Source organism: Pseudomonas viciae (assembly GCF_004786035.1).
GTDB classification, from domain to species: Bacteria; Pseudomonadota; Gammaproteobacteria; order Pseudomonadales; family Pseudomonadaceae; genus Aquipseudomonas; species Aquipseudomonas viciae.
In genome coordinates, this window is record NZ_CP035088.1 from 5,709,419 (window position 1) to 5,723,882 (window position 14,464).

At 60.2% G+C, this 14,464-nt stretch carries 15 protein-coding genes and 4 tRNA genes; 8 read left to right on the top strand and 11 right to left on the bottom strand.

What is annotated here, in order from left to right; genetic code table 11:
* The first annotated feature begins 2 nt into the window (after positions 1 to 2).
* Together coaE and yacG are read left to right on the top strand one after the other, a co-directional pair.
* A complete protein-coding gene (gene coaE, locus EPZ47_RS25315; protein WP_135847216.1) occupies positions 3 to 626 on the top strand; it encodes a dephospho-CoA kinase in 624 nt (207 codons plus the stop codon).
* A complete protein-coding gene (gene yacG, locus EPZ47_RS25320) occupies positions 623 to 829 on the top strand; it encodes a DNA gyrase inhibitor YacG (RefSeq protein WP_135847217.1) in 207 nt (68 codons plus the stop codon). The genes coaE and yacG overlap by 4 nt, the downstream gene beginning before the upstream one ends.
* Here yacG and EPZ47_RS25325 read toward each other — a convergent pair.
* The 3 genes from EPZ47_RS25325 to EPZ47_RS25335 all read right to left on the bottom strand — a co-directional run bounded on the left by EPZ47_RS25325 (position 826) and on the right by EPZ47_RS25335 (position 2,279).
* Positions 826 to 1,041, bottom strand: a complete 216-nt coding sequence (locus EPZ47_RS25325) for a hypothetical protein (protein ID WP_003185533.1) — start codon at positions 1,039 to 1,041, stop codon at positions 826 to 828. The two genes, yacG and EPZ47_RS25325, sit on opposite strands and share 4 nt — an antisense overlap.
* Positions 1,042 to 1,104: 63 nt before the next feature.
* Complete coding sequence (locus EPZ47_RS25330) at positions 1,105 to 1,791, bottom strand: energy-coupling factor ABC transporter permease (RefSeq protein WP_135847218.1); 687 nt, start codon at positions 1,789 to 1,791, stop codon at positions 1,105 to 1,107.
* Between the two features lie 74 nt (positions 1,792 to 1,865).
* A complete protein-coding gene (locus tag EPZ47_RS25335) occupies positions 1,866 to 2,279 on the bottom strand; it encodes a tautomerase family protein (RefSeq protein WP_135847219.1) in 414 nt (137 codons plus the stop codon).
* Between the two features lie 151 nt (positions 2,280 to 2,430).
* Here EPZ47_RS25335 and EPZ47_RS25340 point away from each other — a divergent pair, with 151 nt between their 5' ends.
* The 5 genes from EPZ47_RS25340 (at position 2,431) to EPZ47_RS25360 (ending at position 6,128) form a co-directional block, all read left to right on the top strand.
* Positions 2,431 to 3,324, top strand: coding sequence for a LysR substrate-binding domain-containing protein (locus EPZ47_RS25340; protein ID WP_135847220.1), 894 nt, complete (start codon positions 2,431 to 2,433; stop codon positions 3,322 to 3,324).
* 68 nt (positions 3,325 to 3,392) lie between these two features.
* Positions 3,393 to 4,019 carry a DUF1780 domain-containing protein gene (locus EPZ47_RS25345; protein ID WP_003205682.1) on the top strand — a complete coding sequence of 209 codons (627 nt, stop codon included), beginning with the start codon at positions 3,393 to 3,395 and terminating at the stop codon, positions 4,017 to 4,019.
* Positions 4,016 to 4,543, top strand: coding sequence for an MOSC domain-containing protein (locus EPZ47_RS25350; protein WP_135847221.1), 528 nt, complete (start codon positions 4,016 to 4,018; stop codon positions 4,541 to 4,543). The genes EPZ47_RS25345 and EPZ47_RS25350 overlap by 4 nt, the downstream gene beginning before the upstream one ends.
* 52 nt (positions 4,544 to 4,595) lie before the next feature.
* Positions 4,596 to 4,769 (top strand): DUF3094 family protein, encoded by a 174-nt coding sequence (locus tag EPZ47_RS25355; protein ID WP_039593877.1) that lies wholly within the window; start codon positions 4,596 to 4,598, stop codon positions 4,767 to 4,769.
* Between the two features lie 60 nt (positions 4,770 to 4,829).
* Positions 4,830 to 6,128 (top strand): NAD(P)/FAD-dependent oxidoreductase, encoded by a 1,299-nt coding sequence (locus EPZ47_RS25360; protein WP_135847222.1) that lies wholly within the window; start codon positions 4,830 to 4,832, stop codon positions 6,126 to 6,128.
* Positions 6,129 to 6,311: 183 nt separating this feature from the next.
* On the opposite strand, the gene EPZ47_RS31035 is transcribed toward EPZ47_RS25360, so the two are convergent.
* The 8 genes from EPZ47_RS31035 to rluD all read right to left on the bottom strand — a co-directional run bounded on the left by EPZ47_RS31035 (position 6,312) and on the right by rluD (position 13,172).
* Positions 6,312 to 7,937, bottom strand: coding sequence for a methyl-accepting chemotaxis protein (locus EPZ47_RS31035; RefSeq protein ID WP_135847223.1), 1,626 nt, complete (start codon positions 7,935 to 7,937; stop codon positions 6,312 to 6,314).
* Positions 7,938 to 8,082: 145 nt separating this feature from the next.
* A tRNA-Pro gene (locus EPZ47_RS25370) sits at positions 8,083 to 8,159 on the bottom strand.
* Positions 8,160 to 8,252: 93 nt separating this feature from the next.
* A tRNA-Lys gene (locus EPZ47_RS25375) sits at positions 8,253 to 8,328 on the bottom strand.
* A gap of 5 nt (positions 8,329 to 8,333) precedes the next feature.
* Positions 8,334 to 8,410: transfer RNA gene (locus tag EPZ47_RS25380), tRNA-Pro, on the bottom strand.
* A 7-nt stretch (positions 8,411 to 8,417) separates the two neighbouring features.
* Positions 8,418 to 8,493: transfer RNA gene (locus EPZ47_RS25385), tRNA-Asn, on the bottom strand.
* Positions 8,494 to 8,793: 300 nt separating this feature from the next.
* Positions 8,794 to 11,358 (bottom strand): ATP-dependent chaperone ClpB, encoded by a 2,565-nt coding sequence (clpB, locus tag EPZ47_RS25390; protein ID WP_135847224.1) that lies wholly within the window; start codon positions 11,356 to 11,358, stop codon positions 8,794 to 8,796.
* A 129-nt stretch (positions 11,359 to 11,487) separates the two neighbouring features.
* Entirely contained in the window at positions 11,488 to 12,213 is a 726-nt protein-coding gene (gene pgeF, locus EPZ47_RS25395; protein WP_135847225.1) for a peptidoglycan editing factor PgeF, read from the bottom strand.
* On the bottom strand, positions 12,210 to 13,172 hold the full coding sequence (gene rluD / locus EPZ47_RS25400) for a 23S rRNA pseudouridine(1911/1915/1917) synthase RluD (RefSeq protein ID WP_003205696.1): 963 nt from the start codon (positions 13,170 to 13,172) through the stop codon (positions 12,210 to 12,212). Before rluD ends, pgeF begins: the two co-directional genes overlap by 4 nt.
* A gap of 151 nt (positions 13,173 to 13,323) precedes the next feature.
* On the opposite strand from rluD, the gene EPZ47_RS25405 reads away from it, so the two are divergent.
* Positions 13,324 to 14,340, top strand: coding sequence for an outer membrane protein assembly factor BamD (locus tag EPZ47_RS25405; RefSeq protein WP_135847226.1), 1,017 nt, complete (start codon positions 13,324 to 13,326; stop codon positions 14,338 to 14,340).
* The last annotated feature ends 124 nt before the right edge of the window (positions 14,341 to 14,464 follow it).

Below are 14,464 nucleotides of genomic sequence, written 5' to 3' on the forward strand. Positions count from 1 at the left end.
TTATGAATAGCTCCGTGAAACAACCCTGGATCCTCGGCCTGACCGGTGGCATCGGCAGCGGCAAAAGCGCGGCAGCCCAGCACTTCATCGACTTGGGTGTGCATGTCATCGACGCCGATCACGCGGCGCGCTGGGTGGTCGAACCGGGGCGCCCGGCGCTGGCTGAAATAGCGGAACACTTCGGCCCAGGCGTATTGCAGGCCGACGGTACGCTGGACCGAGCGGCGCTGCGCAAACTGATCTTCGAAAATGCCGAAGAACGCCGCTGGCTCGAGGCGCTACTGCATCCATTGATCGCCGAGGAAATCGTTCATCATCTGGCCCAGGCACAATCGCCCTACGCGATTCTGGTATCGCCGCTGTTGATCGAGTCGGGGCAGTACGCCATGACGCAACGAATCCTGGTGATCGATGTGCCGGAACAACTACAGATCGAACGCACCCTGCAGCGCGACCAGATCAGCGAACAGCAGGTCCAGGCGATTCTCAAGGCCCAGTCCAGCCGCCAGGACCGCCTGAGCCATGCCGACGACGTGGTGGTCAACGACCGCGACCTCGCCTGGTTACACAGCGAGGTCGAGCGCCTGCATCACTTTTACCTTACTTTGCGTGGAGGCCAGTCATGAGCCAAACCCCAACCGTTGATTGCCCAACCTGTGGCGCCCCTGTCGAATGGAGCCCGGAGAACACGTTCCGGCCGTTCTGCTCTGATCGCTGCAAACTGATCGATTTGGGCGCCTGGGCGTCGGAAGAACACAAGATCCCGGTCAGCCCCGATGCCGAGGATGAGCTGTTCAGCGAAGATTTCGAGCCTCGCTCACACCACTAAGGCCGCATGAAGCCGTAATCCTGTTCATCGTCGAGATTTTCCGCCAGGAAGCTCAACTCATCGGCCAGGTCTTCAACACTGCGCACGGTCTTGCTCTGCTGCACGATCGCACTGAGCAAGGCCCGCAGGCTCAAGCCCGGGTCGAAGCCAATTTCCATAGCGGCGTCGTGGCTACGCCTGATCTCTTGTCTCGCCCACTCATAAACACTCATGGTTGTGCTCCTGGAAGTTTTCCAGAGCATGAAGGGGGTGTGATTGTGCAGCCTTGACGTGAATCAAGGCTTGTCGTCATCGTTCCAGGGCGCCGACAGATAGCGCGTGCGGTTGAACGTCTCCAGCCATTCGGGGCTGAACACCACCAGGGCACTGACCACCATGCCGTTGATGAAGGCCTCGGGAAAGATGATCAGCCAGAGGTAGCCGATGAAGTCTTCCAGCCAGTAAGGCATGGCGAATACACCGTCGTACCACAGCAAACCGAGCCCCAGCAGCAGGCACAACAACGCCGACAGCGCCGCGGCGAGAAACCCCGAGCAGAAGATATACACAAACAGATTGCGCGGCCGGGCACGCTCCACCAGGATCGCGCAGCATTCGGTGACCAGCACGGGCAAGAGAATCAACAGCGTACCGTTGACACCCACCGCCGCCATGTCCTGACGGCCCAGCAACACCAGCGCGAACTGGGCCAAGAGGCCGCCGAGAATCGCCAGCGGCCAATCCAGCAGCAGCGTCACGGCGGTCATGCCGATGAAGTGATACGAAACGCCCGTATCGAAATCCCGTCGCACCAGCCACAACATGAACAGCGCCAACACCGTGCCGAACAGCAAATGCTGGCGACGGCTGTCGGTGAACAGCTCAACCCACGGCGCCCGCGACACCGCCCAGAGCAGCACCGGCACATAAATCAGCCAGCCGCCTGCCAGGGTCTGCGGTGAAAGCAGTTCGGCACCGATCATGGACTACTCCTGCGAGAACTTGAAAACGGTACTGCGCTTATTCGAGCGGCCGGCCTCAAAACGCAGTTCGTTCGCTACTCGGTCGCGACACTCCCTGCTTGTTGTACCAATGCCATTGCAAACTTACCAAAGCCCACCGACCAATCCGAATAGTCATTCTCATGCATGAAGATGAAAACGTCCTGCGGGCGAACCTGAGCCTGGACACCGAGATTGTCAGCAATTTTTTTGTAGAGCTCCCGCTTCATCGCATCACTGCGGCCTCTACGCATCGTAATCTCAATCACGATCAAATTGTCGGAACGCGCCACACCGTTAAAAGTGCGGCTGTAAAAAAACTGCTCCGGATCATAGTCCGCGACCAAGTTGAACAATTCATCCTCGGGCATACCAATGCTCTCGACCAACGCTTGGTGTATGGCATCGACAATGCGCTGGCGTTGTTGCTGGCTGGTGCCTTTGATAACGGCGGTACGAACGAATGGCATGTGAGGTGCTCTCAATTTGATTTGAAGTGTTCCTCAGTTCTGGCGACCCTGAACCGTCAGCAGATACTTGGTTAACCAAGGAATTCTGCAAAATCCGGACGGTGCCTGATACCGATTTATACGCCCTATGTAATTGAGTTAAAGTCACTTTATGAGACGTCGACTCCCCCCACTGAATGCACTACGTACCTTCGAGGCGGCTGCCCGACTGGGAAAAATGACGGCTGCCGCCGAGGAGCTGTCTGTCACGCCCGGCGCTGTGAGTCGCCAGGTACGTCAGCTGGAGCTGAGTCTTGGCGTGGATCTGTTCGAAGGCCCGAAAAACAAACCGCAGCTCACCGCTGCCGGAACAGAGCTCCTGCCGGATTTGACGGCCGCGCTGGATCAGATCGAGGCTGCGGTGGGCAGAATCCGAGACACTGCGGCAGGCACCTTGGACGTCTCCTGCTTCAGCACGTTTACGGTCAAGTGGCTGATACCCCGTCTTTTCGACTTCAATACGACTTACCCCGATATCAAGATTCGCTTGAGCTCCCCGGTCCACACGACCGATCCAGGTCGAGATCGATATGACGTGATGATCACGGCTGAACAGGGCGTCGTTGGAGACCCAAAAAACACCGTCCTGCTGTTTCCTGAACGGCTGGGCATCGTTCTGTCGCCCACATTATCCGCGCGTATTCAATTAACTGACTTGAACTCGATTTTCAGCCATCCCCTCCTGCATACAAAAACCCGTCCAGATGCCTGGATAAACTGGGGGGATGCGATTGGATACCGGGGCACTCCGCCGACCGGATTGGAATACGAGCACTATTACTTTACGTTGGAGGCAGCGATTGCCGGCCTGGGGATTTGCGTCGCCCCATGGCACCTGGTGGCCGACGACATTCGCCTTGGTCGTCTAGTGGCACCGTTCGGATTCCACCCAAGCCGCTACGCCTATATCGCAAAGCGAAGTGCCCAACACAGCAAAAAACTGGAGCTATTCTGCGCCTGGTTGGTGCGCCAGGCTGAACAGGACGGGCTAGCGGGCCCTACCTGATCGAAATTTTGCCCTTTCACGGCAAGCTTTATTTTTTATGATCACATTTGGACGCTAAGCTTGGGCTCATGGATGACTCCGATTATTTACGCCTGCTGACCATCGCGGCCGAGCAAGCCAACGCCTTTCTCTCCAATGCCCGCAAATGGGAGCGTGAGCGTTGGGTCTGCCAGCGCCTGCTCCAAGGGCTGAACGTGCCCTATCGTGCCGACGAGTTCGCGCCCGCCGGGGAGCCGCCGGACGTTTTGTTTCGGGACGCCAACTTCGAGGTGTTTTTCGTCCTCGACGAAGGTCGTCGCCTCAATGACGAATGGCGCGACGAACTGCAACGCCGCCGCAGCGCGTTCTCCCTCAGCCAACTGGTGCGCCGTGAAGCCAAGCCCCGGCGGATCCCGGCCAACGAGTTCCTGATGCGGCTGGCCCCGACCCTGCGCAAAAAAGCCCACAACTACACCGAGCGCGGCATGGACCTGGGCGACCTGGACATCATCGCCTTCGCCAGCCTCAAGCGTGAAGTGCTGGACCTCAACAGTCACTTCCCGCCGCCGACCGAATACCTGCGCCAGGGTTGGCGCTCGCTGTCGCTGGTGGGGCCGACGTTTGCGCGGGTATTGTTCGCCCATCCCGACGCGCCGGACTTTCTGCGCAGTAACCTGGGGCGCAGCATTGTGTTCGATGTCGGGATCAGCCTGTGAGTCCCTTGCAAGAACTGATTGCCGCAGTGCCCCAGCAAGGCCGCGTACGCTGGATCGGCGTGCGCCCCCAAGGCCATGCGCCAATGATCGAACTGGACGCCGTGGAGGCCCGCCTGGAAGCCGGCCTGACGGGGGATCATGCCCGCCCCGGCGTGCGCAATGCGCGGCAAGTCACCTTGATTCAGTGGGAACACCTGGCCGTGATAGGTTCACTGATGGGCCGCCCGGCGGATCGCCCCGTATTGCCGCAAGAGCTGCGCCGCAACCTTGTGATCAGCGGCATCAACCTGTTCAGTCTCAAGGGCCGACGCTTTCGCATCGGCCAGGCCCTCTTCGAAACCACCGGCTGGTGCCAGCCGTGCGCGCGACTGGAACGCAACCTCGGCGAAGGGACATTCCAGGCCGTACGCGGCCATGGCGGAATCACTGCACGGGTGTTAAAAAGTGGAATCATTCGCCTGGACGACAGCTTGCGTGTCGAACCTGTTCCGGCGAGCGGCTACGCTGCTTTTAATGCCGGATAGCCGGACGCTGTAGCGTCTACACCTTTCGCAACGTCTACCTGACGAGGCCTTTATGACCAGCCGCCTGAACCCAGATGACCAGAAGCATGTCGAAGAGTACCTGCAACTGTCCCAGCACCGAGTCGAGCGCCGGCCTTTCCGGCCGTGGATGCTCCTGGTGGTGGTACTGGCCATCACGATTGGCTTGGGCCTGTTGAGCCGATTGATCAGTTACCTGACGCTATGAGTTGCATTGCACTCGCTCGGGTAACGGCACCGATTTCCTTTAGCCTTGCGAGATATCCCCATGACTCATCGTATTGTCATCGTTGGCGGCGGCGCCGGCGGTCTGGAGTTGGCTACCCGTCTGGGTAAGACTCTGGGCAAGCGCGGCACGGCCAGCGTGATGCTGGTCGACGCGAACCTGACCCACATCTGGAAACCGCTGCTGCACGAAGTGGCCGCCGGCTCCTTGAACTCCTCCGAAGACGAACTCAACTATGTCGCCCAGGCCAAATGGAACCACTTCGAGTTCCAGCTCGGGCGCATGAGTGGGCTGGATCGCGAGAGCAAGAGAATCCAACTGGCCGCCACCTATGACGAGGCTGGCCTGGAGCTGTTGCCAGCCCGGGAACTGGGCTACGACAGCCTGGTGATTGCCGTCGGCAGCACCACCAATGACTTCGGTACCGAAGGCGCGGCGCAACATTGCCTGTTCCTCGACACCCGCAAGCAGGCCGAGCGCTTCCACCAGCAACTGCTCAATCATTACCTGCGCGCCCACGCCGGCCAGACCGATGTGGTGGAGCGCATCAGCGTCGCCATCGTCGGTGCCGGTGCGACCGGTGTCGAACTGGCGGCCGAGCTGCACAACGCCGCCCATGAGCTGGCGGCCTACGGCCTGGACCGGATCAAACCGGAAAACATGCACATCACCCTGATCGAAGCCGGGCCACGGGTCCTGCCGGCATTGCCCGAACGCATCGGTGGGCCCGTGCACAAGACCCTGGAGAAACTCGGGGTCAATGTCATGACCAACGCCGCTGTTGGCCAGGTAACGGCCGACAGCCTGATCACCGTCGATGGCAAGGTCATCGACGCGAGCCTGAAAGTCTGGGCCGCCGGGATTCGCGCACCGGATTTCCTCAAGGACATCGACGGCCTGGAGACCAACCGAATCAACCAATTGCAAGTGTTGCCGACGCTGCAAACCACCCGCGATGAAAACATTTTCGCCTTTGGCGACTGCGCCGCCTGCCCGCAACCAGGCAGCGACCGCAATGTTCCACCTCGTGCCCAGGCAGCCCACCAGCAGGCATCGCTGCTCGCCAAGTCGTTGAAACTGCGGATCGAAGGCAAGGCACTGCCCGAATACAAATACACCGACTACGGCTCGCTGATCTCGCTGTCGCGCTTCTCGGCGGTAGGCAACCTGATGGGCAACCTGACCGGCAGCGTGATGCTCGAAGGCTGGCTGGCGCGGATGTTCTACGTGTCGCTGTACCGCATGCACCAGATGGCGCTGTATGGCATGTTTCGCACAGCGATGCTGATGCTGGGCAGCAAGATTGGGCGTGGGACCGAGCCTCGGCTGAAGTTGCACTGAGGGCGAACCGCTGACGACTGCGGTGTATCAGCAACATTGACACTGAATGATCTACCGCAATCGCGAGCAAGCTCGCTCCCACAGGGTGACCGCGATCAACTGTGGGAGCGAGCTTGCTCGCGATGACGGCGGCACAATCAATACTTAAGCTCGGACAGAATCTCTGTCCGAGCTATCCATCAATCAAACCTGAAACCGCTGCACCATAGTGCGCAACGAATTCGCCAGTTGCGACAACTCATGGCTGGACGCGCTGGTCTGATCCGCGCCGGTGGCCGAGCGCACCGACAAATCCCGAATGTTCACCAGATTGCGATCAACCTCACGGGCCACTTGTGCCTGTTCTTCGGCGGCGCTGGCGATCACCAGGTTGCGTTCGTGAATCTCGTTGACCGACGCCGTGATGGTCTGTAGCGCCTCCCCCGCCCGCTCCGCCATCGCCAGGGTGCTGGCGGCGCGGCTGGAGCTGGCCTGCATGGAGTCCAGCGCCTGGGTGGCGCCGCTGCGCATGCCCTGGACCATCTGCTCGATTTCCTGGGTCGATTGCTGCGTGCGGTAAGCCAGCGCCCGCACCTCATCGGCCACCACCGCAAACCCACGACCGCTTTCGCCGGCCCGGGCCGCCTCGATGGCCGCGTTGAGGGCCAGCAGGTTGGTCTGCTCGGCGATGGCCCGGATCACATCCAGGACCTTGCCGATATCCTGTGATTGATTGGCCAAGGACTGCACCAGGCCACCCGTCACCTGCACATCGCTGGCCAGGGCACCAATGGCGTCGACCGTGTCGCTGACCCGCTGCTGCCCAAGGGACGCCGATTCACTGGACTGACGCGTGGCATCGGAGGTGGAAACGGCATTGCGCGCGACTTCCTCCACGGCAGTGGTCATCTCGGTGACGGCGGTGGCGGCCTGTTCAATTTCGTTATTCTGCTGTTGCAGGCTGTGGGTGCTGTCGAGGGTGACGGCGTTCAGCTCATCGGCGGCGGTCGCCAACTGTGTAGCCGAGCCGCTGATGCCCTGCAGGGTTTCACGCAAGTTCTGCTGCATGGTCGCCAACGCCTTGAGCAAGCGGCTCACTTCGTCGCTGCCGTGGGCCTGGATCGGTCGGGTCAGGTCGCCTCGGGCGACGTTCTCTGCGGCATTCAACGCCTCGCCCAAAGGCTTGACGATACTGCGGGTGAGCAACATCGCCAGGGCCACCGTCGCCAGGGCGGCGAGCACAATGAACAGGCTGACGATCATCCGGGAATTGACGTAGTGCTCCTGGGACTTCTGGCTCTCGATGGAGACTTGTTTGGAGAACAGTTCCGCCAGGTCGTTGAGTTGTTTGCCGGAACCGTCCACCACGGTCTTCATGTCCACCAGCAGCAGCTTGATCAGCTCGTCTCGACGCCCCTGCTCTGCCAGGACGAAGGATTGGGCGATGCCCGTGCGGTAAGCGGCGAAAGTTTGCTTGAACTGCTCATAAAGCGCCTTGCCTTCAGGCGTGACGACGAGCTTTTCGTAACTGGCGATTTTTTCGCTCAGCTCTTTGTCGCGGGTGTCCATTTGCCCACGGTACACCGGGATATTCTTCGGATCCTGGTCCAGGGCCATGCGCAGGGAAATCGTGCGAATGCGCAACATCCATTCACGGATCTCGTCACCGCCGCGAATACTGGGCAGCCACTGGGTTTCTACCGCGACTTCACTGTCACGGATACTCGACATCTGTCCCAGCGCAAACACCCCGAGCAACGCCACCAGTACGGCGATCAAAGCGAAACCCAATGCGGCACGGGGGGCGATATTCAGTTGACGAAGAACCATAGGGAGCGCCTTTTTTATTGTTGGCCTGAGATGGGGCCATGCCCCTGTTGGCGGGTTATCGGCAACTTGTACGATGACTTAACACTGTTTGCTTTTTCGCAGGCAAAAAAAATCCCCGTATCTTTCGATACGAGGATTTTTAGTATGGTCGGGGTAAGGGGATTCGAACTCCTGACATCCTGCTCCCAAAGCAGGCGCGCTACCGGACTGCGCTATACCCCGGTAAAAAAAAGGCGACCTTCGCAAGTCGCCTTCTCGATCAGCGCTTTTGGCCTCTGATCTTAAGATTCGATTCCAGCGAGCTGGTTTCAAAAATGGTGGGTCGTGTGGGATTCGAACCTACGACCAATTGGTTAAAAGCCAACTGCTCTACCAACTGAGCTAACGACCCAAAAATGGTCGGGGTAAGGGGATTCGAACTCCTGACATCCTGCTCCCAAAGCAGGCGCGCTACCGGACTGCGCTATACCCCGATTGAAATGGCTCCGTGACCAGGACTCGAACCTGGGACCCAATGATTAACAGTCATTTGCTCTACCGACTGAGCTATCACGGAACTGATATTTCAAGTTACAACGTTGAAGCTAGCTTCAACCTCTTCTACCCTTACGCATCGCTGCGTTCGTGTGTCTGAGGCGCGCTATTCTACAATCTTAAAAACCTCTGTCAACCCCTTAAATTGCTTTCAAGACAATGATTTGCAACTTATTTTGGGTTTCTTCTCACCGAGAAGTGCCCCTTGGGGGTGACGTACTGCGGGGCGCACTTTACAAGCCTTTTCCTTTGAGTTCAACGGCCTGATGAAAAAAATGGCCTCGCAGTGCGAGGCCATTCCAATCACCCGATACGCTGGCTTTCAGTTGAAGACGATTTCATCGTTCTCCACAGTGCCCGTCACGGTTTCGCCTGGCATGAAGCGACCCGACAGAATCAACTGCGCCAGCGGGTTTTCGATCCAGCGCTGGATCGCCCGCTTCAGCGGCCGTGCGCCATAGACCGGGTCGTAACCCACTGCGATCAACTTGTCCAAGGCCTCGCTGCTCAACTGCAGCTTCAGCTCCCGTTCGGTAAGGCGGCTGCGCAGGCGACCCAACTGGATCTCAGTGATGCCGGCGATCTGATCACGGGCCAACGGCTCGAAGATCACCACTTCGTCGACCCGGTTGATGAACTCCGGCCGGAAGTGGGTGGAAATCGCATCCATCACCGCAGCGCGTTGCGCCTCGCGATCACCGACCAGCTCCTGGATCTGCGCCGAGCCCAGGTTGGAGGTCATCACGATCACGGTGTTGCGGAAGTCCACCGTGCGCCCGTGGCTGTCGGTCAGGCGGCCATCCTCCAGCACTTGCAGCAAAATGTTGAACACATCCGGATGGGCCTTCTCGACCTCATCGAGCAGGATCACCGAGTACGGCTTGCGCCGCACAGCCTCAGTCAGGTAACCGCCCTCTTCATAGCCGACATAGCCCGGTGGCGCACCGATCAGCCGCGCCACGGAGTGCTTCTCCATGAACTCGGACATGTCGATGCGCACCATGGCCTCTTCGGTGTCGAAGAGAAACTCGGCCAGCGCCTTGCACAACTCGGTTTTACCGACACCGGTCGGGCCGAGGAACATGAACGAACCGCTCGGACGATTGGGGTCCGACAGCCCGGCACGGGAACGGCGTACGGCATTGGACACCGCCACCACCGCTTCTTCCTGGCCAATCACGCGCTGGTGCAGCAGGCTTTCCATCTTCAGCAGCTTGTCGCGCTCGCCTTCGAGCATTTTCGACACTGGAATGCCGGTCCACTTGGAGACCACCTCGGCAATCTCTTCTTCAGTGACCTTGCTGCGCAGCAACTGGTTTTCGCTCTTGCCGTGCTGGTCGACCATTTGCAGGCTGCGCTCCAGGTCCGGGATCACCCCGTACTGCAGCTCGGCCATGCGGTTGAGGTCACCTTTGCGGCGGGCCGCTTCCAGTTCCTGGCGGGACTGTTCGATTTTCTGCTGGATTTGCGCCGAACCCTGGACTTCGGCTTTCTCCGAGTTCCAGATTTCCTCAAGGTCGGAATACTCCCGCTCGTGACGAACGATTTCTTCCTGCAACCTTTCCAGGCGTTTCTTCGCCGCTTCGTCGCTTTCTTTCTTCAGGGCCTGGGATTCGACCTTGAGCTGGATCAGGCGCCGTTCCAGACGATCCAGCACTTCGGGCTTGGAATCGATTTCCATGCGGATGCGGCTGGCAGCTTCGTCGATCAGGTCGATGGCCTTGTCCGGCAACTGACGGTCGGTGATGTAACGGTGGCTGAGCTTGGCCGCCGCGATAATCGCGCCATCGGTGATCGCCACCTTGTGGTGAACTTCATAGCGTTCTTTAAGGCCACGCAGGATGGCAATGGTGTCTTCTTCGCTGGGCTCTTCCACCAGCACTTTCTGGAAGCGCCGCTCCAGCGCCGCGTCCTTCTCTATGTATTGGCGGTACTCGTTGAGCGTGGTCGCACCAACGCAGTGCAACTCGCCACGGGCCAGCGCCGGCTTGAGCATGTTGCCGGCGTCCATCGAACCCTCACCCTTGCCCGCGCCGACCATGGTGTGCAATTCGTCGATGAACAGAATGATCTGTCCTTCCTGCTTCGACAGTTCATTGAGCAGGGACTTGAGCCGCTCTTCGAACTCACCACGGTACTTGGCGCCGGCGATCAACGCGCCCATATCCAGGGACAGCAGCCGCTTGCCCTTGAGGCCGTCCGGCACCTCGCCGTTGATGATGCGCTGGGCCAGGCCTTCGGCGATGGCGGTTTTACCCACACCAGGCTCACCGATCAGCACCGGGTTGTTCTTGGTACGGCGTTGCAGCACCTGGATCGTGCGGCGGATTTCGTCGTCGCGGCCAATCACCGGGTCGAGCTTGCCTTCCTCGGCGCGCTTGGTCAGGTCGACGGTGTATTTGTCCAGCGCCTGACGGGACTCCTCGTGATTGGCGTCGTTGACCGCTTCGCCGCCACGCAGGTTGTTGATGGCGTTTTCCAGGGCTTTCTTGCTGACGCCCTGGCCGAGCAACAATTTGCCAAGCTTGCTGTTCTCATCCATGGCGGCGAGCAGCACCAGCTCGCTGGAAATGAACTGATCACCTTTTTGCTGGGCCAGGCGATCGGCCTGGTTGAGCAGCCGCGCCAGGTCCTGGGACATGTTCACGTCACCGGTCGGATTCTGGATCTTGGGCAGTTGGTCGAGTTCCTTGGCCAGCTCTTTGCGCAGGCTGTTGACGTCAAAGCCCACCTGCATCAGCAGGGGCTTGATGGAACCGCCCTGCTGCTCGAGCATGGCCTGCATCAAATGCGCCGGTTCGATACCGGGATGGTCCAGGCCGACGGCCAACGACTGGGCATCGGACAGGGCCAATTGTAATTTACTGGTTAAACGGTCAATACGCATGGGTCACCTTCCTTTTGAGCAGGCCGGACCTAAACACATCCTGAATGAAGAAACCTGCCAGATACCGTTATAGATGTGGTCGATTCTGGGAGTTTCAAGCAGTGCGCTATTGATACAGGTCAGAGAAGTCTAGCGTTCGATCCAGATCAGGGAGGCGAAGCGACCGGTGCGCGAATGGCGCCGGTAGGAAAAGAAGCGTGGATCAGTCACGGTGCACAGACCGCCACCGTAGACCGCCGTGACCCCACGCGCCGCCAGCCGCAGACGGGCCAGCGCATAGATGTCGGCCAGGAACTTGCCCGCGTTGTGGCTCGGCACAAAGGCTTGTGCCGCCTGGGGCAGTTGCGCGATGAACACATCACGCACCTCAGGCCCGACTTCGAACGCTTGCGGGCCGATGGCCGGGCCGAGCCAGGCGAGGATTTCGTCGGGCGGAACCTGGAGACTGTCGAGAGTAGCTTCCAGCACGCCGTTCGCCAGCCCGCGCCATCCAGCATGAGCCGCCGCGACACGGGTGCCGGCGCGGTTGCAGAACAGCACGGGCAAGCAGTCCGCCGTCATCGCCGTGCAGGCGATTCCCGGCGTGGCGGTCCAACTGGCATCGGCGGTCGCCACCTGGGCCGGATCGGCTTCGACCACGGCAACCCCATGGACCTGCTGCAACCAGGCCGGGCGTATGGCAAACCGATCGGTGAGACGGCGACGGTTCTCGGCGACGGCCACGGGGTCGTCGTCAACATGATCACCAAGGTTGAGGCTGTCGAACGGCGCCAGGCTGACGCCGCCCGCACGGGTGGTGACGCAGGCCTTTACCCGGGCCGGCGCGGGCCAGTCGGGTATCAGCCAGTCACTCATCCGATGAACGCCTCGCGGTCCTGCTTGAGCAGCGTCAGCAGCCAGACAAAGTCATCCGGCAACGGCGACTCCCAGCTCATGCGCTTACCGGTGGTCGGATGATCCAGTTCCAGAAAACGCGCGTGCAGCGCCTGGCGCGGGAAATTCTTCAGCGATTCGACCATGGTCTGGCTGGCAGCCGGAGGAATGCGGAAGCGACCGCCGTAGGCCGGGTCACCCACCAACGGGAAGTTGATGTGGGCCATGTGCACGCGAATCTGGTGAGTCCGGCCGGTTTCCAGCTTGACCCGCACATGCGTGTGGGAACGGAAACGTTCGAGCACGCGGTAATGGCTCACCGCCTGCTTGCCGCCCTCCATTACCGCCATGCGCTGGCGCTGCTGGCCGTGACGGCCGATGGGTGCGTTGATCTTGCCACCGGCGGTGACCACGCCGATCACGATGCACTCATAGATGCGGCTGACGCTGCGGCTTTGCAACTGCGTAACCAGCTGTGTCTGCGCCTGGATGGTCTTGGCCACCACCATCAGACCGGTGGTGTCCTTGTCCAGACGGTGCACGATGCCGGCGCGCGGCACATTGATGATGTCCGGCACATGGTGCAGCAGGGCGTTGAGCAGGGTGCCATCGGCATGACCGGCCGCCGGATGCACCACCAGGCCCGCAGGCTTGTTGATCACCAGGATGTCATCGTCTTCGTAGACGATGTCCAGGGCAATGTCCTGGGCGACCCATTCTCCCTGGGCCTCCTGCTCGGCAGTCAGCTCTAGGATGGCGCCGCCGTGGACGATGTCGCGCGGGCGAATGACCGCCCCATCCACAGTCAGGCGGCCGTCCTTGATCCAGGCGGAAAGGCGCGAGCGAGAGTGCTCGGCGAAGAGTTGTGCGGCGACTTGATCGAGGCGTTGGCCGCCCAATTCGGACGGCACCTCTGCGCGAAGTTCTATTTTATCGGACATGCTCGGACTAGGCGTCGGCACAGCCTTTGGTTTCGGCTGCGCGCTTGTGGTTAAATACGGCGTCTTTTGCCCCGAGGCTTTTCAACGGGGCGCTCATCATAACAGGACGGCCCCGCCCAAGACAGCGGCCGTCATAGGGACGCAAGCCGCCATGCAAGTGAAACACCTGCTGCTGATCGCCATCCTCGCATTGACTGCTGCTTGCTCGTCGAAGGAAGTCGTAGACGAAAACCTGAGCGAAGTCGAGCTGTACCAACAGGCGCAGACCGACCTGGACAACAACAGCTACACCAGCGCCACAGCCAAGCTCAAGGCCCTGGAGTCGCGGTATCCGTTCGGTCGCTACGCCGATCAGGCTCAACTGGAGCTGATCTACGCCAACTACAAGAACGCCGAGCCGGAAGCTGCAAAATCCGCCGCCGAGCGCTTCATTCGTCTGCACCCGCAGCACCCGAACGTCGATTACGCTTATTACCTCAAGGGCCTGACCTCCTTCGACCAGGACGTCGGCCTGCTGGCGCGCTTCCTGCCGCTGGACATGACCAAGCGTGACCCGGGCGCCGCGCGCGACTCCTACAATGAGTTCGCCCAGCTGACCAGCCGCTTCCCCAACAGCCGCTACTCGCCGGACGCCAAGCAGCGCATGATCTACCTGCGCAACCTGCTGGCCTCCTACGAAATCCACGTGGCTGACTACTACCTGACCCGCCAGGCCTACGTCGCCGCCGCCAACCGTGGCCGCTACGTGGTGGAAAACTTCCAGGAAACCCCATCCGTGGGCGACGGCCTGGCGGTGATGACCGAAGCGTACCAGCGTCTGCACCTGGACGATCTGGCCGCCACCAGCCTGGAAACCCTCAAGCTGAACTACCCCGATCACCCGTCCCTGGTCGATGGCCAGTTCACCCCACGGGTTGACGAAGCCGACAACCGTTCGTGGCTGAGCAAGGCCACCTTGGGCCTGATCGAGTCCCGTCCACCCCTACCGCCGGGCGAAACCCGCGCCAACCAGGACGTGCAGCGTCAGTTCCAGGATGCCAAGGAAGCCATTCCAAACGAGCTCAAGCCCAAGGACGAAAATGGCGACGTGATCGAAGAAGAAGAGCCTGAGAGCGAATCCACCGATCGCTCCTGGTTCAGCTACATGACCTTCGGCATGTTCGACTGAGGCCAAGGCATCAGCAAAAAGGGAGACCCAGCGGTCTCCCTTTTTTGTGCCTGGCTTCTATTGCGCTGTGCGCCGTTCCAGTCCTTGGCTAAACTGCCTGATCACTCGCCAAAAAGCCGCCCAT